General features: G+C 69.9%; 16 protein-coding genes. 11 read left to right on the top strand and 5 right to left on the bottom strand.

The window, feature by feature from the left end; translation table 11 throughout:
* Positions 1 to 144 precede the first annotated feature (144 nt).
* The 3 genes from ACFVIV_RS15490 to ACFVIV_RS15480 all read left to right on the top strand — a co-directional run bounded on the left by ACFVIV_RS15490 (position 145) and on the right by ACFVIV_RS15480 (position 2,830).
* Positions 145 to 1,125, top strand: coding sequence for an epimerase (locus ACFVIV_RS15490; protein WP_379196607.1), 981 nt, complete (start codon positions 145 to 147; stop codon positions 1,123 to 1,125).
* A gap of 98 nt (positions 1,126 to 1,223) precedes the next feature.
* Positions 1,224 to 1,574: a DoxX family protein gene (locus ACFVIV_RS15485; protein WP_379196606.1), complete on the top strand. Its 351-nt coding sequence runs from the start codon at positions 1,224 to 1,226 to the stop codon at positions 1,572 to 1,574.
* A 110-nt stretch (positions 1,575 to 1,684) separates the two neighbouring features.
* Positions 1,685 to 2,830, top strand: coding sequence for an NAD(P)/FAD-dependent oxidoreductase (locus ACFVIV_RS15480; RefSeq protein WP_379196604.1), 1,146 nt, complete (start codon positions 1,685 to 1,687; stop codon positions 2,828 to 2,830).
* A gap of 21 nt (positions 2,831 to 2,851) precedes the next feature.
* On the opposite strand, the gene ACFVIV_RS15475 is transcribed toward ACFVIV_RS15480, so the two are convergent.
* Positions 2,852 to 5,560, bottom strand: a complete 2,709-nt coding sequence (locus ACFVIV_RS15475; RefSeq protein ID WP_379196602.1) for a LuxR C-terminal-related transcriptional regulator — start codon at positions 5,558 to 5,560, stop codon at positions 2,852 to 2,854.
* A 56-nt stretch (positions 5,561 to 5,616) separates the two neighbouring features.
* Positions 5,617 to 8,376, bottom strand: a complete 2,760-nt coding sequence (locus ACFVIV_RS15470; RefSeq protein WP_379196600.1) for an AAA family ATPase — start codon at positions 8,374 to 8,376, stop codon at positions 5,617 to 5,619.
* Between the two features lie 162 nt (positions 8,377 to 8,538).
* On the opposite strand from ACFVIV_RS15470, the gene ACFVIV_RS15465 reads away from it, so the two are divergent.
* The 3 genes from ACFVIV_RS15465 to ACFVIV_RS15455 all read left to right on the top strand — a co-directional run bounded on the left by ACFVIV_RS15465 (position 8,539) and on the right by ACFVIV_RS15455 (position 13,149).
* Complete coding sequence (locus tag ACFVIV_RS15465) at positions 8,539 to 10,131, top strand: cytochrome bc complex cytochrome b subunit (protein WP_379196598.1); 1,593 nt, start codon at positions 8,539 to 8,541, stop codon at positions 10,129 to 10,131.
* Positions 10,128 to 10,367 carry a hypothetical protein gene (locus ACFVIV_RS15460; RefSeq protein ID WP_379196596.1) on the top strand — a complete coding sequence of 80 codons (240 nt, stop codon included), beginning with the start codon at positions 10,128 to 10,130 and terminating at the stop codon, positions 10,365 to 10,367. The genes ACFVIV_RS15465 and ACFVIV_RS15460 overlap by 4 nt, the downstream gene beginning before the upstream one ends.
* Before the next feature lie 85 nt (positions 10,368 to 10,452).
* Positions 10,453 to 13,149 (top strand): LuxR C-terminal-related transcriptional regulator, encoded by a 2,697-nt coding sequence (locus tag ACFVIV_RS15455; protein WP_379196594.1) that lies wholly within the window; start codon positions 10,453 to 10,455, stop codon positions 13,147 to 13,149.
* Between the two features lie 21 nt (positions 13,150 to 13,170).
* Here ACFVIV_RS15455 and pgi read toward each other — a convergent pair whose 3' ends face one another.
* Positions 13,171 to 14,808 (bottom strand): glucose-6-phosphate isomerase, encoded by a 1,638-nt coding sequence (gene pgi, locus ACFVIV_RS15450; RefSeq protein WP_379196592.1) that lies wholly within the window; start codon positions 14,806 to 14,808, stop codon positions 13,171 to 13,173.
* A 130-nt stretch (positions 14,809 to 14,938) separates the two neighbouring features.
* Between pgi and ACFVIV_RS15445 the strand changes: the two genes are divergently transcribed.
* On the top strand, positions 14,939 to 16,390 hold the full coding sequence (locus tag ACFVIV_RS15445; RefSeq protein WP_379196590.1) for an NAD-dependent succinate-semialdehyde dehydrogenase: 1,452 nt from the start codon (positions 14,939 to 14,941) through the stop codon (positions 16,388 to 16,390).
* Positions 16,391 to 16,472: 82 nt separating this feature from the next.
* Here the strand turns inward: ACFVIV_RS15445 and ACFVIV_RS15440 are convergent, their stop codons facing one another.
* Positions 16,473 to 16,832, bottom strand: a complete 360-nt coding sequence (locus tag ACFVIV_RS15440; protein WP_379196589.1) for a chorismate mutase — start codon at positions 16,830 to 16,832, stop codon at positions 16,473 to 16,475.
* Between the two features lie 319 nt (positions 16,833 to 17,151).
* Between ACFVIV_RS15440 and pcrA the strand changes: the two genes are divergently transcribed.
* The 3 genes from pcrA to ACFVIV_RS15425 all read left to right on the top strand — a co-directional run bounded on the left by pcrA (position 17,152) and on the right by ACFVIV_RS15425 (position 22,099).
* Positions 17,152 to 19,611, top strand: a complete 2,460-nt coding sequence (pcrA, locus tag ACFVIV_RS15435; protein ID WP_379196587.1) for a DNA helicase PcrA — start codon at positions 17,152 to 17,154, stop codon at positions 19,609 to 19,611.
* 278 nt (positions 19,612 to 19,889) lie between these two features.
* Positions 19,890 to 21,395, top strand: a complete 1,506-nt coding sequence (locus ACFVIV_RS15430; protein WP_379196585.1) for a mannitol dehydrogenase family protein — start codon at positions 19,890 to 19,892, stop codon at positions 21,393 to 21,395.
* Positions 21,392 to 22,099, top strand: coding sequence for an HAD family hydrolase (locus tag ACFVIV_RS15425; protein ID WP_379196583.1), 708 nt, complete (start codon positions 21,392 to 21,394; stop codon positions 22,097 to 22,099). Before ACFVIV_RS15430 ends, ACFVIV_RS15425 begins: the two co-directional genes overlap by 4 nt.
* Before the next feature lie 145 nt (positions 22,100 to 22,244).
* Here the strand turns inward: ACFVIV_RS15425 and ACFVIV_RS15420 are convergent, their stop codons facing one another.
* A complete protein-coding gene (locus tag ACFVIV_RS15420) occupies positions 22,245 to 23,621 on the bottom strand; it encodes a M23 family metallopeptidase (protein WP_379196581.1) in 1,377 nt (458 codons plus the stop codon).
* Positions 23,622 to 24,129: 508 nt separating this feature from the next.
* Here ACFVIV_RS15420 and sucC point away from each other — a divergent pair.
* Positions 24,130 to 25,296: an ADP-forming succinate--CoA ligase subunit beta gene (gene sucC, locus ACFVIV_RS15415; protein WP_379196579.1), complete on the top strand. Its 1,167-nt coding sequence runs from the start codon at positions 24,130 to 24,132 to the stop codon at positions 25,294 to 25,296.
* Positions 25,297 to 25,302 lie beyond the last annotated feature (6 nt).

The following is a 25,302-nucleotide window of genomic DNA, read 5'->3' as shown; positions in this document are numbered from 1 at the left end:
TCGACAATTCGGATAGCTCGCACGACATTGCTGCGCGTGAGCGGAGGCTACCCTAACTATGGAGCGCCGTGGTCGGCGGCGACAAGAACCACTGCGATCGAGACCACCCTTTGCCTGCGTGTCCGGCGGTAATAGCGTGGTCATATGTCTCGTGCAACGACGACCGGCCAGGGGCCGCAGCCGGGCGAGGACGCGCTCACGGTGGTCATCGCGGGCGGCACCGGCGCGCTGGGCCGGATTCTCGCCGCCGATCTCGCCCGCCGTGGGCATCGGGTCGGCATTCTCACCCGCCGCATCGATCCCGCCCTGCCCTACGACCAGTACGAATGGGATGGCAAATCGGTCGGTGATTGGGTTGCCGCGCTGCGCAATCCCGGTCGCACCGCGCTGATCAACCTCGCGGGCAAGCTGGTCGACTGCCGGCCGACCGACCGCAATATCGCCGAGTTGCGCAGCAGCCGGGTCGATTCGACCGCCGCACTGGTTGCGGCGGCCAAGACGCTGGACCGTCCGCTCGACTACTGGGTGCAGGCCAGCACCACCGCCATCTGGGGCGATGCCGGTGAAATCCGTTGCACCGAGAGCACTCCGCTGCCCCGGCCGGGCCTGCCGCAGATGACCGGGGTCGCGCAGCCCTGGGAAGCGGCTTTCGAGGGCGCGAATGCCACGCATCGCACCATCCTGCGCACCTCGATCGTGCTGGACCCCGACGCTCCCGCCATGAAGCGCCTGGTCGCCCTCACCAAAGCGGGCCTGGGCGGCAGCGTGGGCAATGGCCGTCAGTGGGTCAGCTGGATTCACCCGGAGGACTGGCTGGCCATCGTGCGCGCCGCCCTGGGGCTGGATCCGCACGTCACGCTGCCGAACGGAATCGTGGTGGCCGCCACCGATTTCCCGGTCCGGAATGCGGAGCTCATGACGGCATTGCGCCGCCGCCTGCACCGGCCGTGGTCGCCGCCCACCCCCGCGCCCGTGCTGGCGCTCGGCGCGGTAATCCTGCGCACCGATCCGGCGCTCGGACTGACCGGCCGCCACGCCACCTCGGAGGTATTGGGCCCGGCCGGATTCCGGTTCCGCTATCCGACCCTCGACGAGGCCCTCGCGGATCTGCTGCCGGATTCATAACCGTTGGTTATGCAAGCGGGTATTGGAGGCGGCCGACGACGTCGGCAAGGCTGGAATCGAGGGCGGGACCACCGCCGGACGCCAACCGAGAGATCGTCATGTTCGTTGCTTATGTCTTCGTCGCCGTGATCACCATCCTGATCAATACCGCCGAGGCCGTGGCCAACTACGCCAAGCATCCGATCGTGCTGCGGAATATGGACGAGGTGCGGGTGCCGCGGCCGATGCTGCCGCTGCTCGCCACCATCAAGGCCGCCGGATCGATCGGCATCATTGCCGGGCTGCTGTGGTGGCCCGCGCTGGGAATCGCGGCCGCGGCCGGATTCACGCTGTTCTACGTGCTCGCCGTGGCGCGGCACATCCAGACCGGGGTGCTGCACAATATCGCCTTCCCGATCTTCTTCCTCCTCACCGCCGCGGGCACCGTCGCGCTCGGCCTCGCGCACTGAGCCACCGCGGCTCCCGGTGAGCCGGGCCACGGACCCGGGAACCACCGGCACCAGAAATGGGGGCATATGCCCGATACCCCGGCCGGGCCCGGGTCCATAGCGTTCTTCGCATGATTCAGCACCACATCGTCGTACTCGGCGGCGGTTACGCGGGCATGATGTGTGCGCTGCGACTGGACCGCCGGCTGCGCCATCGCGACGATGTGCACATCACGCTGGTGAATCCGTCGCCGAGATTCACCGAGCGGCTGCGGACCCATCAGCTGGCGGCGGGGCGGCGGCCGGAGGAGTACCGGATCGAGGACCTGCTCGAGCCCACGGCGATCGAATTCATCTGCGGCACGGCCACCGTCATCGACACCGAGACGCGAATGATCGCGGTGGAGACCCTGGGCCAGAAGCGGCACCTCGACTACGACGTGCTGGTCTACGCCTTGGGCAGCATCGCCGATACGCGCGCGGTGCCGGGCGCCGAACGGTACGCGCACACGCTGGACTCGCCGCAGCGAGCCGAACGGCTGGCGCACCGGCTCGGCGAACTCGGGGCGGGCGCGACGGTGACGGTGTGCGGTGGCGGGCTCACCGGGGTGGAAGGGGCCGCCGAGATCGCGGAAGCCTATCCGTACCTGCGGGTTTCGCTGGTGAGCCGGGGCGAGCCGGCGGCCGCGCTCGGGCCGCGGGCGCGCGGGCACGTGCGGGCCGCCTTCGACCGGCTGGGGATCACGGTGCACGACGGCTCCGTCACCAAGGTCTCGCCGGTCGCGGTGGAACTGGACGGAGGCGAACCGCTGGGCTCCGATGTCACCGTGTGGACCGGCGGGGTGCGGGTGCCGGAGCTGGCGGCCGACTCCGGAATCGGCACGGACGAGCGAGGTCTGGTCACCGTCGATCCCACGCTGCGGGCGCGCACCCATCCCGACATCTACGCGATCGGCGACGCCGCCGCCATCCGGCAGCGCTGGGGCCAACTGCACGGCACCTGCCAGAGCGCGCTGCCGGCGGGCGCGCACGCCGCCGACCAGATCGCGCGGGAGCTGCGCGGGCTGGAGCCGAAACCGTTCCGGTTCGGGTACTTTCACCAGCCGGTCAGCCTCGGCCGCCGGGATGCGGTGATCCAATACGTGCATCAGGACGCCCGGCCCCGCCGGTTCGTGCTCACCGGCTCGCGGGCCGTGCGCTACAAGGAGTACGTCAGCCGGCGGCCGGTGCGGACCTATCGGAAGGTGCCGGGCCTGCTCGGCCTGCTGGCCTCCTAGCCTGCCCGGAGGCGGCCCGCCTCAGTCGAGTTCGAGGCGCGGCAGTTCCACCCGGCTCGATACGCCCAGCTTGCGGAAGGCCCGGGACAGGTGGTGGCCCACCGTCTTCGGGCTGAGGAACAGCCGGGCCGCGATCTCCTTGTTGGTCGCGCCGGTCGCCGCCAGCCGCACCACCTGCAGCTCCTGCGGGCTGAGCGCCGCCGCCGGTTCGGGCCGGGTCTCCGGGACCGCGCCCGCGGCCCGCAGTTCCTCGCGCGCCCGGCCCGCCCACAGGTGCGCGCCCAGCCGCTCGAAGGTGATCAGGGCGTCCCGCAACTCGGCGCGGGCGTCGGCGGTGCGCCGCTCCCGGCGCAGCTGCTCGCCGTAGAGCAGGCCGGTGCGCGCCCGGTCGAACCAACGGCCTTGGCGGGCATGCAGTTCCATGGCCCGCGCATAGGAGCCGGACTCGTTCTCGAGCAGGGCGGTGGCGCGCAGCAGCAGCGCTTCGGCCCACGGCTCGCCCAGCGCGTCCGACCACAGCCGCAGCTCCGCCAGCGCCATCTCGGCGCGGCCGGGCTCATTGTTGCGGACGGCGGCCTCCACCCGATCCGCATGGGCCGCCAGCCATTGCGCGTGCCGGGTGGCGGGTGAATGCTCCAGCGCCTCCAGATGGTCCAGCGCCGCACCGTAGCGCCTGCGGCCCAGGTCCAGCATGCCGAGCGCCCAGTCGAAGTAGCGTCGATGAACCAGGCTGTGCCCCGGCCGCGCGAGTCCGTCGCGGACCAGTCGCAGGCACCGCTCGTCGTCACCGGCGACGGCGGCCAGCATGGCCAGATTGGCGTCGGCGTGCATGATGCGCACCGGCTGATCGATATGCTCGGCCAGGCGGCGGCCCTCGGTGGAGAGGATCTCCGCCTCCCGGAACCGGCCGCTGACGAATTCCACCGTGCCCAGCCACAATTCGACCGCCGCCAGGAAACCCGGCCGCCCCCGGGTCCGGCAGTACTCCTCGAGCTCGGTGAGGATCTCCCGGCTGATATCCATATCGCCCAGCACGAGGGCCTGGGTGGCCAGGACGAACCGCACCGCGGGTTCGCGATGCCGGATGTACTCCGGCAGGGCCACATTCCGCCGCAGCAGCGCGATCCCCGCGGTCGGATCGTCGGCGAACAAGGCCGTGGTCGCCTCGAAGATCCGCAGATAGATGGTGCGATCGGTGCTGGGCGGCAGGCCGGAGAGCACGGTGAGCGCGGTCCGGAACCCGGCCACATCGCCGATGGCCCAGGCGATCCGGCCCGCGTCCAGCAGCAGGACGGCGGCCCGATCGGGTTCCTCCGGCGCCGCCAGCGCCGCGGCATCGAGCAGCAGCCGGTGCGCCGCCTCCGGTGCGCCGTTCTCCAATTCGATCGTCGCCAGCACCGCGCAGGTGCGGGCGCAGTACAGCCGTTCGACACGGTGCTGCCCGTCCTCGGCGGCCAGCCGCTCGCCGAGCCGCCTGCCCTCGGCGGCCAGCCGCCGGGCGCGCGCGTACTGCCCGGCGGCAGCGGCGTTCTCGAGGGCGTGCACCAGTCGCCGCGCCCGCTCGGACCGGTCCGGGGTGAGCTGCGCGGCGCGCTCCCAGGCGCTGGCGGCGGCGCCGTGACCGGTGCGCTCGCCCGCCCGCTCGGCGGCGGATTCCAGTGCGGCCGCGACGGTTTCATCCGGTTCGGTGGCCGCGGCGGCGCGATGCCAGGCGCGACGGTCCGGATCGAAGAGCAGGGTGTCGGCAATGGCGGTGTGCACCGCGCGGCGCTGGGCGTCGGTGGCGCTGCGATAGGCGGCCGCGCGCATGAGCGGATGCCGGAACCACACATGCTGCCCCGAAACGCTCAGCATGGCGGCGCGTTCGGCCTCGGCCAGGGCGCGCGCGTCGTGGCCGAGCGCGGCCAGCACCCGCAGCACCAGCCCCAGATCACCGGTTTCGTCGGCCGCGGCCACCAGCAGCGCCAGCCGGGCCGCTGCCGGCAGGTCGGCGATATGGCCCTGATAGCCCGACCGCAGCCGATCCGGCAGGTCGAGCGGACCCACCGGCGGGGCCTCCAGATTCATGCCGGGCAGTTCCAGCAGGGCCAGCGGATTGCCCGCCGATTCGGCCACCACCCGATCGCGCAGTTCGATGGGCAGCTCCGGAACCCGCTCCGCCAGCAGGGCTCTGGCCTCCTCGGGCGACAGCGGGGTGGGCTGCAGCCGCGGCACCCCGGGCGCCTCGAAATCCGGGCGGCCCGCGAACAGTATGACGAGGCCCTCGTCGCCGAGGCGGCGGGCGGCGAAGAGCAGGGCGTCGGCGGAGGGCTGATCCAGCCACTGCGCGTCGTCGACGAGGCACACCACCGGGCCCTCCGCCGAGAACTCCGACAGCAGCGTCAGCGTCGCCAGGCCGATCAGGAAGCGTTCGGCGTGCTCGCCGGTCTCCTCCATGCCGAGCGCGACGCACAGCGCCCGGCGCTGCGGTTCCGGCAGGACATCCTTGTGCTGCAGGACCGGGCCCAGCAACTCCCGCAGCCCCGAGAAGGGCAGTTCCGCCGTGCACTCCACACCCGTGCAGCGCAGCACCCGCCACGCCGGGTCCGCCAGCTCCGCCGCGCGCTCCAGCAGCGCCGACTTCCCTTCACCCGCACCCGCGATGATCGCCAGCGCACCACTGTGCCCCGCCGCGGCGCCGGACATCAGACTGCTGATCCGCCGCTCTTCCTCCAACCGGCCGTACAGCATCGTTCGAACTTAGCGGCCCGGATCGGCGGCGCGGAAATCCCTTGTGACCTGGGTCATCAGGCCACCTCGCCGATCGTGAGCCGGGCCAGTTCGACCCGGCTCTTGACGCCCAGCTTGGGGAAGGCCCGATACAGGTGGTGGCCCACGGTTTTCGGGCTCAGGCACAGCTGTGCGCCGATCTCGTTATTGGTCGCGCCCCCGGCGGCCAGGCGGACCACCTGGAGTTCCTGCGGTGTGAGCAGGTTCATCGGGTCGCCGGGTGCGGTCGGCGAGTGGCCCGTGGCACCATCCGGTCCCGGCGTCGTCTCGGCCGGGCGGCGCGGATCACCGCCCGCCGCACGCAATTCGGCTCGCGCGCGCTCCGCCCAGGGCTGCGCGCCCAGGCATTCGAAGGTGGCCGCCGCCGACTCGAGCCGGGTGCGGGCATCCAGCTGCCGGCGCTCGCGGCGCAGCCATTCGCCGTACAGCAGTTCGGTTCTGGCGTGATCGAAGCGGCGGTGCGCGCCGGCGTGCACCTTCAGCGCCTGCTCGAAGAGTTCGGCGTCACCGGCGAGCTGGGCCTCACAGCGCAGCAGCAGGCCGCGCATCCACGGGTTTCCGGCGGCCTCGGTGTAGCGGCGCAGGATATCCAGCGGTTCGGTCGCGCGCTCGGGCTCCCGCAGGCGCAGCGCGGCCTCCACCCGATCCGCCAGCAGATGCGGCCACTGGCCCAGCGGGCGGTGCGGGCTGAACCCCAGCGCCTCACCGCGATGCACCGCGGCCTCGTAGCGGCCCTGCGCGAGATCCAGCAGCAGCAGCGCCCATTCGCCGTGCGCGGTGTCGACGGTATTGACATCCGGGCGGGTCCGCCGCAGCAACCGGTCCGACAGCGTCCGGCAGCACTCCTCGTCACCGCGCAGGGCGGCCAGCACCGCGAGCACGGATTCGGCCTGCCGCACCCGATTCGGCTGCGCGGTGCTCTCGGCGATCCGCAGCGCCTCCAGGCCGGTGGCCCGCGCCTCCCGGAAATGGCCGAGCAGCAGCTGCATGGTGGCGAGGGAGGCGTGCACGGCGGGCAGCCGGCCCACCATGCCGAGCCGCCCGTACTCGGCGGCCACCTCGGTCAGCAGATCGAGGGCGTCCTCGGTATCGCCGGACAGCGCGCACAGCAGGGCCAGCAGGAACCGGGCCGCGGGATCGGAGGTGCCCCGCGCGGCGGCGACGCCGCCGCGGATCAACCGCACCCCGGCGTCCAGCTCCATGGCATAGAGCCGATTCGGGCCCTCCACCGCCGCCAGCAGTGGCGCCCACGAATCATCAAGGGCCAGTGTGGAAATGCGTTCGTGCGCCAGCTGCGCACCCGCCAGATCGCCGACCGTCCACGCCGCGCGGGCGGCATCCATGAGCGCCAGGGCGGCGCGCTCGGGATCCGTCTCGGCGAGGTCCGCGGCGGTGGCCAGCCACAATTCGTAGGCGGTGGCGAGCGCGCCGTTCTCGAAGGCGATGTGGGCGCGCAGATTTCGCAGGCGCGCCCGATCGGCGGTATCGAGGGCGGTGGTGTCGATGCGATCGGCCACGGCGATGGCCTGCTCCGGCCGCCCGGCCACGAACAGCGAGGCCGCGGCGCGGGTCAGGCGGCGGGCCTGGCGGAACCGGTCCGGGGTGAGCTGCGCGGCGCGCTCGATGGCGGAGGCGGCCGCGCCGTACGCGGCCCGGTGATAGGCGCGCTCGGCCGCGGCTTCCAATGCGGCGGCGACCCTTTCCTCCGGCACCGGGGTGGCGAAGGCCAGATGCCAGGCGCGGCGGTCCGGATCGTCCTCGCCGAGGGCCTCCGCAATGGCCGCGTGCGCCGCGAGCCGCTGGGTGAACGGGGCGAGCTGATAGGCGGCGGCCCGTTTGAGCGGATGCCGGAACGCCACCGACGACCCGGAGATCGTGATCATGCCCGAGTCCACCGCCGCGGTCAGCGCCTCCTCGCCCTGATCCAGGCGAGCCAGCGCCGCGCGCACCACCGCCACATTCCCGGTCTCCTCCGCGGCCGCGACCAGCAGCGCCCAGCGCGCCGAATCCGGCTGTGCGGCAATGTGCTCCGCGTAGCCCGAGCGCAGCCGCTCCGGAATCGGAATGGGGCCGACCGGGCGGCACTCCAGGTCCATGCGCGGCAATTCCACGACGGCCAGCGGATTTCCGGCCGCCGCGGCCAGCACCCGGTCCCGCACCTCCGGGGCCAGCTCCGGGAAACGGTCGCGCAGCAGCGCCCGGGAATCGTCCGCGCTCAGCGGCGCCAGCCGCAACTGCGGCACCACCGGGCCGACCCGGCGCGGGTCCAGGCCGGTCATCTCCGGGCGCGTCGCGAACAGCAGCACCGCCGACTCCTCCCCGAGGCGGTGCGCGGCGAAGCGCAGGGCATCGGCGGAGGAGCGGTCCAGCCATTGCGCGTCATCGATCAGGCACAGCGTCGCACCGGTCGCGGCGAGCTCGGCCAGCAGCGAGATGGTCGCCAGCCCCACCGTGAAACGGTCGGCCGCGGCCTCGGCGGACATGCCGAACGCGGCGCGCAGCGCCTGCCGGTGCGCGTCGGGCAGCGCGTCCACCCGATCCAGCACCGGGCGCAGCAGCGATTGCAGCCCGGCGAAGGGCAGCTCCGATTCCGACTCCACCCCGGTGCAGCGCAAGATCTGCCCGGGCGCGGACGGCAGCGCGGCGGCGGCGTCCAGCAGCGCCGTCTTGCCCTCACCGGTATCGCCGATGATCACCATGGCCCCGCTGCGCCCGGACGCGGCGGCCTCGAACAGCGCGCCGACGCGGCGCAGCTCCTCAGCTCGGCCGTACAACATGAGCGCCAACGTGATTCAGACCGATCCTGGACATGGGTCGCGCGTCTGTTCCGTTTCTCACATCAGGGCGATCGTTCGGGACCGGGTGTCACGTTTCATCGGTCCGAATTGTCTAGAGGTCAGCAGGTCTTCGCCTGCGCTCGATCCGCAAGGAGGATGACGATGGCCCTGGCCGACGCCACCGACCAGAGATATCACCTGGCTGCCGGTGTCAAACGATCCATCAACAAGGTCTTTCCGACGCACTGGTCGTTCCTGCTCGGGGAGATCGCGCTCTACAGCTTCATCATCCTGCTGCTGTCCGGGGTGTACCTGACGCTGTATTTCGATCCGTCCATGAGTGAGGTCGTCTATCAGGGCGCGTATCAGCCACTGCGCGGGGTGACCATGTCCCGCGCCTACGAGACGGCGCTGAACATCTCCTTCGAAGTGCGCGGCGGACTGTTCGTGCGCCAGGTGCACCACTGGGCCGCGCTCATGTTCGCGGCCTCGATCATCGCGCACATGCTGCGGATCTTCTTCACCGGCGCGTTCCGCAAACCCCGCGAGGGCACCTGGGTGCTCGGCGCGCTGCTGCTCATCCTGGCCATGTTCGAAGGATTCTTCGGCTACTCGCTGCCCGACGATCTGCTCTCCGGCACCGGTCTGCGCGCGGCCTTCTCCGGCATCACCATGGGAATCCCGGTGATCGGCACCTGGCTGCACTGGCTCATGTTCGGCGGCGACTTCCCGGGCACCATCATCCTGCCGCGGCTCTACATCACCCATGTGCTGCTGTTCCCGGGCATCATGCTCGCCTTGATCGCGGCGCACATCGGGCTGGTCTGGTACCAGAAGCACACGCAGTTCCCCGGACCGGCGCGCACCGAGCGGAATGTGGTGGGCGCGCGCATCGTTCCGGTGTTCTCCCTGGATCAGGGCGCGTTCTTCGCCTTCACGCTGGGCACCATCGCGCTCATGGGCGGGCTGTTTCAGATCAACCCCATCTGGAATCTGGGTCCCTACAACCCCTCTCAGGTCTCGGCCGGTTCGCAGCCGGATTTCTACATGATGTGGACCGACGGCCTGGCCCGGCTCATGCCGCCGTGGGAGATCTACATCGGGAACTACACCGTGCCCGCGTCGACCTGGGTGGCGCTGCTCATGGGCCTGTTCCTGGCGGTCATCGTGATCTACCCGTGGATCGAGAAGCGCCTGACCAAGGACACCGCGCACCACAATCTGCTGCAACGGCCGCGCGACGTTCCTGTGCGCACCGCCCTCGGCGCGATGGCGCTCACCCTGTACCTGGTGCTCACGCTGGCCTGCGTCAACGACATCATCTCGCTGCAGTTCAGCATCTCGCTCAACGCCACCACCTGGGGCTTCCGCATCGGGGCGCTGGTGCTGCCGCCGGTGGCCTACTTCCTGGCCTACCGCTTCTGCATCGGCTTGCAGCGCAGCGATCGCGCGGTCCTCGAGCACGGCATCGAGACCGGAATCATCAAGCGGCTCCCGCACGGCGAGTACATCGAGGTGCACCAGTCGCTGGGACCGGTGGACGAGCACGGCCATCCGATTCCCCTGGAGTACCAAGGGACCGCGGTGCCGAAGAAGATGAACCGGCTCGGGTCCGCGGGCCAACCCGGAACGGGCAGCTTCCTGCGCGCGGATCCGGCCGCCGAACAGGAGGCACTGGCGGCGCAGCACCATGCCGAGGAGCGCGCGCAGCTCGACATGCTGAAGACCAAGCAGGACACCGGGAGACAGGCATGAGGGGCTGGTTGCGGCGGGAGCCGGGCGCGGGCGAATACGGTCTGCTGGTTCCGGCGGCCACGGTGTTCGACGAACCGGCCGCGCACACGGTGCGGCAGCTGCTGCACGCCTACGGGGTGCGGGCCACCACCGGACGCGACCGCCGCCGGCGGCAGAGCCGGGATCGGTTCCGGATCCTGGTCTTTCCCGAGGACGCCGTGCGGGCCTACGACGTATTGTGCCGTCACACCCGCTGACGTGCTGTGTCGTCACACACGCCGACCCGATACGGCTATCGAAGCCGTTTTGCCGATGCGCTGCCCGGCGCATAAGTTATCGCGTGTGCTGTACGGTCGTGCGAACGAAGTGCAGCAGATCGGAACCCTGCTCCGGGCCGCGCAACGGGGACGCAGCGGCGCCTTGGCGATTACCGCCGAGGCGGGCGAAGGCAAATCCGCCCTGCTGCTCTCCGCCGAGGAACAGGCCGGAAACGGCTGGCGGGTACTGAGGTGTTCCGGGGTCGAGAGTGAATCCGAGCTGCCCTTCGCGGGTCTGCATCAACTGCTGAGCTCGGCGCTGGACCGGCTCGACGCGCTGCCCGCACCGCAATTCGGTGCGCTCGGCGGCGCGCTGGGCCTGTGCGCCAGCGATGGCGCCGACCGCTTCCTCATCGGCGTGGCCACGCTCAACCTGCTCTCCGAGCTCTCCGGAGACGGGCCGGTGCTCTGTCTCATCGACGACGCCCAGTGGCTGGACCGGCCCTCGGCCGACGCGCTGCGCTTCGCCGCGCGCCGGCTCGGGGCCGAAGGCATCGTCATGCTCTTCGCCGGGCGCAAGGGTTTCGAGCACAGCGGGCTGCCCGGTATGCGACTGGCGCCGCTGGACAGCGCCGCCGCCACCGCCCTGCTCGCCGAACGCTGGCCCGGTCTCAGCCCGGACCAGCGCGAACGGGTGCTCGCCGAGGCCGCCGGAAACCCGTTGGCGCTGCTGGAATTCCCGTGCATGGGCCAGGAATCCTCACCGGCGGAACCGCTGCCGCTGCCCATGCGGCTGCGCAGCGGCTACGAACGGCAGATCGCCGAGCAGTCCGAATCCGCCCGGATGGCCATGCTCGTCGCGGCCGCGGAGGAGACCGGCGACCTCGGTATCGCGCTGCTGGTCCTGCAACGGCTCGGCTACACCGCCGAGGCGCTCGCCGCGGCCGAGCAATCGGGCATGGTGGTGATCGCGGGCCAGACGGTGACCTTCCGGCATCCGCTGCAACGCTCGGCCGCCTATCACGGCGCCACCTTCACCCAGCGGCTCGCGGTGCACGCGGAGCTGGCCGCGGTGCTCGCCGGCGATCTGGCCCGCAGCGCTTGGCATCTCGCCGCCGCCAGCACCGAACCCGACGAAACCGTCGCCGCCGCCCTGGAGGCCGCCGCCCAGCAGGCGCGTGAACGCACCGGGCACGCCTCGGCCGCCGCCGCCCTGGAACGCGCCGCCCGGCTCACCCCCGATCCGGACCTGCGCGCCCGCCGGCTGGTGCTGGCGGTGGAAACCGCGACGGAGGCGGGTCACACCGAGCGGGCGCTGCGCTTGGCCGAAGCGGCCGAACAACTCGCCCTCGGACCGGTCGAACGCGCCCGCGTCACCGGCACCCGGGCGCTGATCGAATTCGAGCACGGCTCGCTGCGCCGGGCGCACCAGCTCATGCTGGAGGCGGCCGTCCCCGTCACCGATATCGAACCCGCCCGGGCCGCACAGCTTTTGATCGAAGCCGGGCGCATCGCCTGGACCAGCGGCGACCTCGAGAGCGTGCGTTCGACCTTCGCCCGCCTGGAGGCGCTGCCGCTGGACGACGCCACCCGCCCGCTGCTGTCCGCCCTGCGCGGGCCGCTGGACCTGTGCGACGGCAAGCTCGCCGAGGGCATCGCCACCATTCGCGGCACGGTCGAATTCAGCCGCTTCGTCCCGCTCGAAATGATCTCGCTGCGACTGGGTTTCGCACTGCACTCGGCCCTCATCGGCGATATGGCGGTGGCCCGGGAGCGACTCACCGAGCTCTCCGATCTGGCCCGCGAACGCGGCATGATCGGCTGGCTCCCGGCCGTCGACGCCACTTTGGCCAATGTGCATTTCGTCCTCGGCAATATGCGCGAAGCCAAGGTGATCGCGACCCAGACGGTCCGCATCGCCACCGATATCGGCCAGCCCAACCGGGTGGCCGGCGCCGAATCGATCCTGGCGCTGGTCGCCGCCGTCCAGGGCGACGAAGCCGAATGCCGCGAACTCGCCGGACGCACGCTGCACGCCGCTCCCGGCCGCTCACACGGCGACCACAATGCCATCGACGTCGGCAATTCCGAATGGGCGCTGGGCCTGTGCGATCTGGGCCTGGGGCGCTACGAGCAGGCCCTCACCCGCCTCGAAAGCCTGTATCAGCGTCCCGCCCAGGCCCGCGGCCACTGGACCGACCTGCTCTCCGATCTGGTCGAGGCCGCCGTCCGGGCGCGCCGCCCCGATCGGGCCGCCGCCGCCATGGCCGAAATCCAGGAGTGGGCCACGGCGCTCGACACCCCCTGGGCCGACGGCCTCATGCTGCGCTGCCAGGGCCTGCTGCGCGCCGACGGCGCGCTGATGGCCCGCGCCCTGGCCGCGCACAGTGCCGCCGACCGCTGGTACGACCACGCCCGCACCGCCCTCAGCTATGGCGAATGGCTGCGCCGCGAACGCCGGACCACCGAGTCCCGCGTATACCTCCGCCATGCCCTGGAAACCTTCGACCGCCTCGGCGCCCAGCCCTGGGCCGACCACGCCCGCGTCGAACTCCGTGCCGCCGGCGAAGGCGCCGTCCCCGAACCCGAGACCGATATCGCCGCCCGCCTGACACCGCAGGAACTCCAGGTGGTCCGCCTGGCCGCGGCCGGCGCCACCAACAAGGAGATCGCCGCCCAGCTGTTCCTCAGCCCCAAAACCGTTGGCCACCATCTCTATCGGGCCTTCCCCAAACTGGGGGTCAGCAACCGCGTCGAACTGGCCCGGCTCAGCCTCGCTTGAGCCGGGCCTTCGCACCGGAATTCAGCGGTTGGCGCGGTACCAGCGGATGAGCGCGTCGGTGGACGAATCCGCCTGGGGGGCAGGGTCTTCCGCCGCGGTGAGCAGCGGCTCCAGCGCGAGGGCCTGTTGCTTGCCGAGTTCCACGCCCCACTGATCGAAGCTGTCGATGCCCCAGATGGCCCCTTCGGTGAACACGATGTGCTCGTAGAGGGCGATCAGCTGGCCCAGGACCGAGGGCGTGAGCTGGGGAGCGAGGATGGTGGTGGAGGGGCGATTGCCCGGCATCACCTTGTGCGGCACCAGATTCGGGGCCGTGCTCTCCGCGGCGATCTCCTCGGCCGTCTTGCCGAAGGCGAGCACCTTGGTCTGGGCGAACAGGTTGCTCATGAGGATGTCGTGCATGCTGCCGGCGCCGTCGATGGTGGGGAGATCGTCGGTGGGGCGGGCGAATCCGATGAAATCGGCGGGCACCAGGACGGTGCCCTGGTGCAGCAGCTGGTAGAAGGCGTGCTGGCCATTGGTGCCGGGCTCGCCCCAGAAAATCTCGCCGGTGGTGGTGGTCACCGGGGTGCCGTCCGCGCGAACGGATTTGCCGTTCGACTCCATGGTCAGCTGCTGCAGATACGCCGGGAAGCGGGCCAGGTCATTGGAATACGGGAGCACCGCGCGGGACTGGGCGCCGAAGAAATTCGAGTACCAGACGCCGAGCAGGCCGAGCAGGGCCGGGCCGTTCTCCGCCAGCGGCGCGGACCTGAAATGCTCGTCCACCCGGTGCATTCCGTCGAGGAACTCGGCGAAACGCCGCTTGCCGATGACCGCCATGACCGACAGGCCGATGGCGGAATCCACCGAATAGCGGCCGCCGACCCAATCCCAGAAGCCGAACATATTGGCGGTGTCGATGCCGAAGGCCGCGACGCGCTGCTCATGGGTGGAGACCGCCACGAAATGCTTGGCGACGGCGTCCTCACCGAGCGCCGCCACCAGCCAGCGGCGGGCCGCCGTCGCATTGGTGAGCGTCTCCAGCGTCGAGAAGGTCTTGGAGGCGACGATGAACAGCGTGGTCGCCGGATCCAGGCCATCGAGCTTCGAAACCAGGTCCGCCGGATCGACATTCGAGACGAACCGCGCCGAGATGCCCGCATCGGCGTAGTGCCGCAGCGCCAGATACACCATGGCCGGCCCCAGATCCGAGCCGCCGATGCCGATGTTCACCACCGTGGCGATGCGCTCGCCGGTCGCGCCGCGCCACTGCCCGGACCGCAGCGCATCGGTGAACTCGCCCATGCGATCGAGCACCTCGTGCACCTGCGCGCCCGCGTCCACACCGTCGACCAGGACCGTCCGCCCGGCGGGCACGCGCAGCGCCACATGCTCGACCGCGCGGTCCTCGGAGGTATTGATGTGCTCACCCGCGAACATGGCGTCGCGATGCCGCGCCACCCCCGCCGTCTCCGCCAATTCCACCAGCAGATCCAAGGTCTCGCGGGTGACCCGGTGCTTGGAGTAGTCGATGTGCAGATCCGCCACCCGGACGGTCAATTCGCGCCCGCGCGCCGGGTCCTCGGCGAAGAATTCCCGCAGATGGCGTCCGGCGATGGACGCATGATGGTCGTGCAGTTTCCGCCAGGCCGCCGATGCGGTGATGTCGCTGCTCACGTCCGCCGAGGTTACAACCCTCGGATCCGACGCGCAGGTAACAGCCGGTACTTCCCGGCAAGCCCACAGCGCCCTGCCGGATTCGCCCGGACCGCCGAAAGCCCCGGACCAGCGGCCTAGGCTGGATCGCATGGTGTCCGAAACCGAACTACTCGAGTCCATTCCCACACAACTCTGGATCGGCGGACCGGTGGACGCCGCGGGCGGCGCCACCTTCCCGGTGCACAATCCGGCCACCGGCGAGGTGATCGCGAATGTCGCCGACGCCACCCCCGCGGATGCCGTGCGCGCTCTCGACGCGGCCGTCGCGGCCCAAGCCGAATGGGCGGCCACCCCCGCCCGGCAGCGCGGTGAGATCCTGCGCGCCGTCTTCGAGGCCATTACCGCCCGCGCCGAGGAATTCGCGCTCCTCATGACCCTCGAAATGGGCAAGGCCCTGCCCGAGAGCCGCAATGAGGTGAAATACGGCGCGGAGTTCTTCCGCTGGTTCAGCGAGGAGGCCGCCCGCATCCACGGCCGCTACCAGCCCGCGCCCGCGGGCACCGGCCGCATCCTGGTGCACAAGCAGCCCGTCGGCCCCTGCCTGGCCATCACGCCGTGGAACTTCCCCCTGGCCATGGGCACCCGCAAGATCGGGCCCGCACTGGCGGCCGGCTGCACCATGATCGTGAAGCCCGCGGGGGAGACCCCGCTGACCATGCTGCTGCTGGCCCAGCTGTGCAGCGCGGCCGGGCTGCCCGACGGCGTGCTGTCGGTCATCACCACCAGCCGCTCCGGCGCCGCCACCGCACCGCTGCTCACCGATCCGCGGCTGCGCAAGCTCACCTTCACCGGCTCCACCCCCGTCGGCAAGAAACTGGTGGAGAGCTCCGCGCACGGATTGCTGCGCACCTCCATGGAATTGGGCGGCAACGCACCCTTCGTGGTCTTCGACGACGCCGATATCGACGCCGCCGTGCAGGGCGCGGTGCTGGCCAAACTCCGCAATGGCGGCGAAGCCTGCACCGCCGCCAACCGCTTCCACGTGCAGAACTCGGTTCGCCGGGAATTCACCGAAAAACTGGTGGCCGCCATGGCCGAGTACAAGCTCGGGGCGGGCACCGATCCGGCAACCACCCTCGGCCCGCTCATCAACGAGAACCAGCTCGACACCGTCAGCGAACTCGTGGACGACGCCGTCGCCGCCGGGGCGCAGGTGAAGCTGGGCGGCAAGGCCCCGGGCGGGCCCGGCTGGTACTACCCGGCCACCGTGCTCACCGATATCCCCGCCCAGGCCCGCATCCTGCGCGAGGAAGTCTTCGGCCCGGTCGCCCCCATTGTCGGCTTCGATACCGAGGAAGAGGGCCTCGCCGCCGCCAACGACACCGAATTCGGCCTGGTCGCATACGTTTTCACCCAGAGCCTGGACCGCGCCCTGCGCATTGCCGAGGGCCTGGAGACCGGCATGGTCGGCGTCAACCGCGGCGTCATCTCCGATCCGGCCGCGCCCTTCGGCGGCGTGAAGCAATCCGGATTCGGCCGCGAAGGCGGCTTCGAGGGCATCGAGGAGTACCTCAACACCAAGTACATCGCGCTGCCCTGAGCACAGATGCGAAGAACCGCCCCGGGCGTGGATACACCCGGGGCGGTCTCCGAAACGCAGTTAGCGGCCGAGTCGAATGCGGCTAGTGGCCGAGGCGCCCGCGGCCGAGGCGGAGCAGCAGCATGGCGAGGGTGTGACCCTCCTGGCCCAGCTCGCTGAAGCGCTCCAGCACCTTCATTTCCCGCGAGTGCACCAGCTTGGGGCCGCCATTGGCCATGCGCGTGCGGCCGATGATGCGCGATACCTCGGTGCGGCGCTTGATGGCGGCGAGGATCTCGGCGTCGAGCTTGTCGATTTCCTTGCGCAGCTTGTCGATCTCGACCTCGGAGGGCAGCGCGGTCTCCTCGGGCAGGGCCGTCTCCGCAGGCACTGCAGCGTCCGATTCCAAGGCGGTGTCCGAGCCGGTGGCAGGCTCGGATTGTCCCGTCGCAGAGATGCTCATACTTTCAACTCCTCGTGGTCCAGAACGTGGATCGGCCGGCGGTCCCGACCCGTTACCGATCGGTTCTTCACCAAGAATCTGACCCGTTGGGCCTTCATTGTCTCCCCAAGTGCGCGCTGCTCGTGAATCGTTTAGCAACAGCGCCGGTCATGTGGCCAGTGTGCCACGAGTGATGAGCCAAGCAAAACGACTTCGTTTGTGAATCTCCTGAGTTTCCGGCCGGCCGGGTTCACCGGGCGTTCGCTCCACCGGCACTAATCGGACACCTGAGCCGCCGGGCTACATGCCTGTCGGTGCGCGCCGGTAGCGTGGATGGGCGATGAACACGACGGTGGAGCAGGTGGAGCAGAAGGCCGAGCAATTGCTCGAGGGGTTGAACCCGCAACAGCGTGCCGCGGTGGTGCACACCGGGTCTCCGCTACTCATTGTGGCGGGCGCCGGATCAGGCAAAACAGCCGTGCTGACCCGTCGCATCGCCTATCTGCTCGCCGCCCGCGGCGTGCGGCCCGGGGAGATCCTGGCCATCACCTTCACCAACAAGGCCGCCGCCGAGATGCGCGAGCGCGTGTCCGGTCTGGTCGGCCCGCGCGCGGCCGGCATGTGGGTGTCCACCTTCCACTCCAGCTGCGTGCGAATCCTGCGAACCCAGGCCGGGCTGGTGGCCGGGCTCAACTCCAACTTCTCCATCTACGACGCCGACGACTCGCGGCGGCTGCTGGCCATGATCAGCCGCGATTTCGACATCGACGCCAAGAAGTACACGCCCCGCTTGCTGGCCACCGCCATCTCCAACCTCAAGAACGAGCTGATCGATCCCGAGCAGGCGGCCGCCGACGCCGAGACCGAGGACACCGAACTGCCCAGGCTGGTGGCCAAGGTCTACGACGAGTACCAGCGGCGGCTGCGCGCGGCCAATGCCCTCGACTTCGACGACCTCATCGGCGAGACGGTCGCGCTGCTGCAACGGCATCCGCAGGTGGCCGAGTACTACCGGCGCCGGTTCCGGCACGTGCTGGTCGACGAGTATCAGGACACCAACCACGCCCAGTACGTCCTGGTGCGCGAACTGGTCGGGCATCACCGCGGCAGCACCTGGGGCGAGGACGACATCCCGGTCGCCGTCGATGACCGGGTGCCGCCCAGCGAACTGTGCGTGGTGGGCGACGCCGATCAGTCCATCTACGCCTTCCGCGGCGCCACCATCCGCAATATCGAGGAGTTCGAGCGCGACTTCCCGGATGCGGAAACCATTCTGCTGGAACAGAACTACCGCTCCACCCAGCACATCCTGACCGCCGCCAACGCGGTCATCTCGCGCAATGAGGGCCGCCGCGAGAAGAAGCTGTGGACCGACTCCGGCGACGGCGACCTCATTACCGGCTACGTCGCCGACAATGAGCACGACGAGGCGTCCTTCGTGGCCCGGGAGATCGACAAGCTGGTCGACCAGGGCGACGCCAACTACAACGATGTCGCCGTCTTCTACCGCACCAACAACAACTCCCGCGCGCTGGAAGAGATCTTCATCCGCATGGGCCTGCCCTACAAGGTGGTCGGCGGCGTCCGCTTCTACGAGCGCAAGGAGGTCCGCGACATCGTGGCCTACCTGCGCGTCCTGGAGAATCCGGACGATGCGGTGAGCCTGCGCCGGGTGCTCAATACGCCCCGCCGCGGCATCGGCGACCGCGCCGAGGCCTGCGTCGCCGTGCACGCCGAACAGCGCGGCATCGGGTTCGCGCGGGCCCTGCGCGACGCCGCCGACGGCAAGGTGGCCCTGCTCAATACCCGCGCCCAGCGCGCCATCGCCGGCTTCCTCGACCTGCTCGACGAGATCCGCGCCGCGGGCGCCCAGGACGATGTCGACTTCCCGGATGTCGGCAATGTGGTGGAGGCCGTCCTCGACCGCACCGGCTACCGCGCCGAACTCGAGGCCTCCGACGACCCGCAGGACGGGGCGCGGCTCGACAACCTCAACGAATTGGTCAGCGTCGCACGGGAATTCAGCTCCGAGGCGCGCAACAATGTGGAGGCCGCCCGGGCCGAGGGCATCCTGCCCGAACCCGCCGAGGGCGAACCCGATCCCGGCTCCCTCGCCGCCTTCCTGGAACGGGTGTCCCTGGTCGCCGACACCGACCAGATTCCGGACGAGGGTTCCGGCGTGGTCACCATGATGACCCTGCACACCGCCAAGGGCCTGGAGTTCCCGGTCGTGTTCGTGACCGGCTGGGAGGACGGCCAGTTCCCGCACATGCGCGCCCTCGGCGATCCCACCGAGCTCGCCGAGGAACGCCGCCTCGCCTATGTGGGCATCACCCGGGCCCGCAAGCGCCTCTACCTCACCCGCGCGGTGGTGCGCTCGGGCTGGGGGCAGCCGGTCTCCAATCCGGAATCCCGCTTCCTGCAAGAGATCCCGACCCACCTCATGGACTGGCGCCGCCTGGAGCCGGCCCCGTCGCAGACCGGGCGCGGCATGCGCCGCCGGGGCGATGACGAAGGCTTCGAGCGGGATTGGACCCGCGGCGACGGCTGGAACTCCGAACCCCGTCCCGGCGTCCGCGGCGACCGCCGCCCGGCCCCGTCCGCGAGCGGCACGGGTAAGCGCAACAACACCGGTCTGGTGCTGGCGGTGGGCGACCGCGTCAGCGATGACAAATACGGTCTGGGCCGCGTTGTCGCCGCGGAGGGTTTCGGCGCACTGGCAACGGTGACAATCGATTTCGGCACGGCGGGCAAGATTCGGCTCATTCCGCAATACAGCCGCACCCTGGTCAAGCTCTGAGTATTTTCGGTTAACGCGCGATGAACGGCGCTGAGCTGGGTCGATGAGCTCCACGCCACCGTGAGGGATTTCACTTTACGGTGGCGTGGAGCTTTTCTTTTCCCGTTTTCGCACCGACGGAAGTGCGCCTTTACGAATTATCTACGCCCCCTTTCGGATAACCCTGTATTCCGCGGCACATCGAAAACTCCCCGATCTTGTTCTAGATTCTGGGCAGTGCCGAGCTCAGCGTCGATTCGGTGCATTCGAATTTCCTTCCGAATACGCGGAGCGCCGCCATGGACACCTTGATATCGCCTCGGCTCGGCGTGGGAACGCTGCCGAGACTGCCGCGGAACGTCACCCGGCCCGACTACATCCCGCGCCAACTCGGCACCGGCATCGTGCATCTGGGCTGCGGGGCCTTCCACCGGGCGCATCAGGCGCTGATCACCCAGCACGCCATGGCCGCCACCGGCGACCAGCGGTGGGGGATCGCCGCCGTGGCCATGTCCCGCCCGGACGTCGTCACCGCGCTGCGGGCCCAGGACAACCTGTACACCACCCTGCTGCGGGACAGCGCCGGCGATCACGCCGAGGTGGTCGGCGCCATTACCGCCGCCGTGCACGCGCCCTCGGACCGGATCGGCGTGGCGCGCCGCATTGCCGATCCGCGCGTGCGCATCGTCACGCTGACCGTCACCGCGGGCGGCTACTGCGTCTCACCGGTCACCGGGCAGCTGGACGTGAGCAGCGATCCGGTCCGGCACGATCTGCGCTGCGCCTCCAATCCGTGCACGGCCATCGGCATGCTGGTGGGCGGGCTGCAGGCGGTGCGGCGGCGCGGGGGCGTGCCGCCCGTGGTCATCAGCTGCGATAACCTGTCCGCCAACGGCCGCCAATTGCGCAGTGCCGTAATCGGTTTCGCGGCCATGCGGGACGATCGGCTGGCCGACTGGATCGCGCGCAATGTGCAATTCCCGTGCAGCGTGGTGGATCGCATCGTGGCCCCGGCCGGTCCCGCCGACGAGGCGGCGGCCCGCAGCCGGCTCGGCGGCGTGGACGATCGCGCCCCGGTATCGGCCGAACCCTTCCTGACCTGGACCATCGAGGACTTCACCGGGGACCGCCCGCACTGGGAGCTGGCCGGGGCGCGCTTCGTCGGCGATGTCACCGACCACGAACTCGCGAAGCTGCGGCTGCTCAATGGAACCCACATGCTGCTCGCCTACCTCGGCGCGCTCGCCGGGCACGCCACGGTGGCGGAGGCCAGTGCGGATCCGGTACTGGCCGCCCTGGCACGGCAGTTCATGCTCGAGGAACAGGGCCCCACCCTGAACCTGCCGCCGGAGGACCTGCACCGCACCGTCGACGAGCTGCTGCGCCGGTTCCGCAATCCCGCCATCCGCCACGATATGCGCCGGGTCGGGCGCAATGGCTCGGAGAAGATGATGCCCCGCGTCACCGACGCCATGCGCGAGAACCTCGCGGCCGGACGGCCCACACCGGCCGCCGTACTGCTCATCGCCTCCTGGATCCGCTGGTTCGACCTGTGCGGCACCGGCAATGCGGTCACCGAGGTGATCGATCCGCACGCCGAGGCGCTCGCCGGCCTGGCCGCGATCGCACACCCGCAGCTGCGGGCGCGCGCCTTCCTCGCGCGCACCGACATCTTCGGCGAGCTGCCGCAGCTGGACCGGGTCCGGCGCGAGGTGGGTGCGGCCCTGGCCGAGCTCGACCGGGATCATGTCATCGATGTGGTGCGGCGGCGACTGTCGCCGAACGGGAACGGAAGGGCGGCATGAGCAACGAGCATCCGGTGCACGCGGTCGTCTTCGATATGGACGGCCTGCTGCTCGACTCCGAGCGCCTGGCCGTCGAATCCCTGCTCGTCTCCGGCGACCGGATCGGCTACCGGCTCTCGAACGAGTTCTGCCACAGCCTGATCGGCATGCCCGCCGATCGCTGCCGGGAACTCGCCGTCGCCGCCTACGGACCGGACTTTCCGCTCGACGCCTTCTTCCAGCGGCACGAGGCCACCATTGCCGAACTGGTCGACGCCGGGCGGCTCACCGTCAAGCCCGGTGTCACCGAACTCCTGGACGAACTCGATCGCCGCGGCCTCCCGCGCGCCATCGCCACCTCCTCCGGCCGCGATCGCACCCGCCACCATCTGCGCGCCGCCGGTATCGACCAGCGCTTCGACGCCGTGGTGACCCGCCAGGACGTCCAATGCGGAAAGCCGCATCCGGAGCCGTACCTGACCGCGACCGCGGCGCTCGGCGCAGTCCCGGAATACACACTGGCCTGCGAGGATTCGCCCAATGGCCTGCGCGCCGCGCACGCCGCCGGACTGCGCTGTGTGCTGATTCCGGACCTGGTGCCGGCGACCGCCGAAACCCGGGAACTCGCGCACCGTGTCTATCCGGACCTGCTGCACGTCATCGATTACCTCGCGACGACCGACAACTCCGCCCTGCCGCCGCGGGCCGGATGCACAGGGACTTGATCGGAAGATCTCCTCGTCATTCCGGCGCGCTTTTGGCCGGAATCCACCACGTTCTCGGAGATCCCGGCCAAGAGCATGCCGGGATGACGGGAAGAGCATGCCGGGATGACGGGCAAAAGCATGCCGGGATGACGGGCGGGACTTCTCAGTCGCGCTGCGGGCCCAGGCCGATACCGCGGGAGGCCAGCCAGGGCACCGGGTCGATCTTGTCGACGCCGTTCAGCCAAACCTCGAAATGGCAGTGCGGGCCGGTGGAGAAGCCGCGGTTGCCGACGGTGGCGATCTGGTCACCGGCCATGACCCGCTGGCCCTGGGAGACCGTGGCGGTATCGATGTGGCCGTAGATGGTGACCGTGCCGTCGTCGTGCAGCAGGCGCACCCACATGCCGAAACCGGAAGCGGGACCGGCCTCGAGCACGGTGCCGTCCGCGACCGCGTAGATGGGCGTGCCGATCGGCGCGGCCACATCGATGCCGGTGTGCTGCACGCCCCAGCGAATGCCGTAGCCGGAGGTGAAGTTTCCGGCGGCGAACTTGGCGAACAGCGGGCGGAGCTTGGCGGCTTCCTGGGCAGCGAGATCCGCGGCGTACTGCTGGCCCTTGCGCAGAATGTCGTTGAACTGATTGATGTCCACGGGGGCGGACACATTCAGCACCTGCGGCGAGCCCTCCGGGGCCGTCTCGGCGAGGCCGACGGTCTCGGCGCCGGCCGCGATATCGCGAACCTGGGCGGCGGCCTGGAAGTCGACATTGTCGGTGTGCGGCGTGGCGGTGGTCTCCATGCCCGTCTGCCCCGCGGCCACCACGGCGCCGGCGGCCACCGCCACCACGGCGGCGCGGCCCTTGAGGGCGGTCGGGGGAGCGGGCAGGCGGTGCGCGCCACCGGCGCGGCGCTTGCCGCCGGAGCGGGACGGGCGCGACTCGTCGGCCGAATCCGCTTCCGGTTTCTTGCGATCGATGCGGGCGCCGTCACCGGCGAAGTCGAGACGCTCGCCCGAGGCGGTGCGGAAGCTGTAGGCCGGACGGTACTGATCCGACGGGGTCGGGTCGGCGGTCGGATCCCAATTGGTGCGGGACTGACCGGCCCAGTGATCCGGATTGGGGGCGGCCCAGCCATTGGTGGTGGGGGTGGGCTCGAAATCGGCGGGGGCGGAATTCCATTCGGAGTTCTGGGCATCCCAGCCGTCGTTGTTCCAGGCGGCCTGATCGTTGTCGTGCCACGCGGAGTCGCCGTCCCACGCGACCGCGGTGTCCCAGCGCTCGTCGCCGTGGGCGGCTTCCCACTCGGCCGCGGTCGCGGGCGGGGCGTCCCACCGCTGGGCGTTGTTCCAGTCGCCCGCGCCGTGGTTCCAGTCGTCGCCGGCGTCCCAGGAACGCGCCGCACCCCAATCGCCGTGCGCGACATTGGCGCGGGCGGACTGAGGGGCGTCGTAATTGGTGGCGCCGCCGTAGTTCTCGGATTCCTCGCGGTATCGGTGGCCGTGTTTGGCGCGATGGCGGGAGGGGAACGGACCTTCGCTCATCGGAGCTGGTCCGGGAGGTGGAGCTGGGCCGACGCATCCTCTGCGGAGCGGCTCTTCACCTGCGGAGCGCTGTGCTGCGTCAAGCCTGCCGTCCTCCTGTCGTGACCGGGTTGTGACATCGACCGCATCGACGGTAACGAAACGATTGCGGGTCAGCAAGCGATGGACATGGTTCCGCGCAAACGTGTGACATTCATCACGTTGTGCCCTCGGATTGCCTCACTGTGCTTCGGGTAACCAAGTGAGGCTTTTCAACGACAATATGTAGTAGTTCGCATGGCTATCCGGGGTTCGTGTGTCCCACCTGGCGTGCGGTCAACAAGCTACCGGCCAGTAGGGTTTTCCAGCGGTTTTGGGGCCGCAGAGACAATACCGTGACCTGCGCCACTTAGGCTGTATGCGGCTGATTTCGGCTCCATGTGACTGATTAGAGTCCGATCGACCCGCCTCCGACGACGGGCCGCCAACACAGACGTTGTCACAACAACGCAGACGAGACGGTGAGTACATGGATCTCTTCGAATATCAGGCGAAGGAACTCTTCGTGAAGCACGGAGTGCCTTCGTCGGAGGGCCGCGTCACGGACTCGGCCGAGGACGCCCGTGCGATCGCGGTGGAAATCGGCAAGCCGGTGATGATCAAGTCGCAGGTCAAGGTCGGTGGCCGCGGCAAGGCCGGTGGCGTGAAGTACGCCGCCACCCCGGACGACGCCCTCACCCACGCCCAGAACATCCTGGGCCTGGACATCAAGGGCCACATCACCAAGAAGATCCTGGTGGCCGAGGCCAAGGACATCGCCTCGGAGTACTACATCTCCTTCCTGCTCGATCGCTCCAACCGCACCTACCTGGCCATGTGCTCGGTCGAGGGCGGCATGGAGATCGAGGAAGTGGCCGCCACCAAGCCGGACCGGCTGGCCAAGGTTTCGATCGACGCCGTCAAGGGCGTGGACCTCGCCTTCGCCCGCTCCATCGCCGAGCAGGGCCACTTGCCCGCCGACATCCTGGACGCCGCGGCCGTGACCATCCAGAAGCTGTGGGAGGTCTTCATCAAGGAAGACGCCACCCTGGTCGAGGTCAACCCGCTGGTCCGCACCCCCGACAACGAGATCCTGGCCCTCGACGGCAAGGTCACCCTCGACGAGAACGCCGAGTTCCGCCACCCGGACCACGCCGCGTTCGCCGATATCGACGCGACCGATCCGCTGGAGCTCAAGGCCAAGCAGAACGACCTCAACTACGTGAAGCTCGACGGCGAGGTCGGCATCATCGGCAATGGCGCCGGCCTGGTCATGTCGACCCTCGACGTGGTCGCCTACGCCGGTGAGAACCACAACGGCGTCAAGCCCGCCAACTTCCTCGACATCGGCGGCGGCGCGTCCGCCGAGGTGATGGCCGCGGGTCTGGACGTCATCCTGGGCGACGCCCAGGTCAAGAGCGTGTTCGTGAACGTCTTCGGCGGCATCACCGCCTGTGACGCGGTCGCGAACGGCATTGTGAAGGCCCTGGAAATGCTGGGCGACGAGGCCAACAAGCCGCTGGTCGTCCGTCTCGACGGCAACAAGGTCGAAGAGGGCCGCAAGATCCTCGTCGACGCCAACCACCCGCTGGTGACTCTCGCTCAGACCATGGACGAAGGCGCCGACAAGGCCGCTGAGCTGGCTGCGGCCAAGTAAAGGACA

It is taken from the genome of Nocardia sp. NPDC127526 (assembly GCF_042672265.1).
Lineage (GTDB): Bacteria > Actinomycetota > Actinomycetes > Mycobacteriales > Mycobacteriaceae > Nocardia.
The sequence above is the reverse complement of the archived record's forward strand: the minus strand, read 5'-3'. Positions and strand labels throughout refer to the sequence as shown.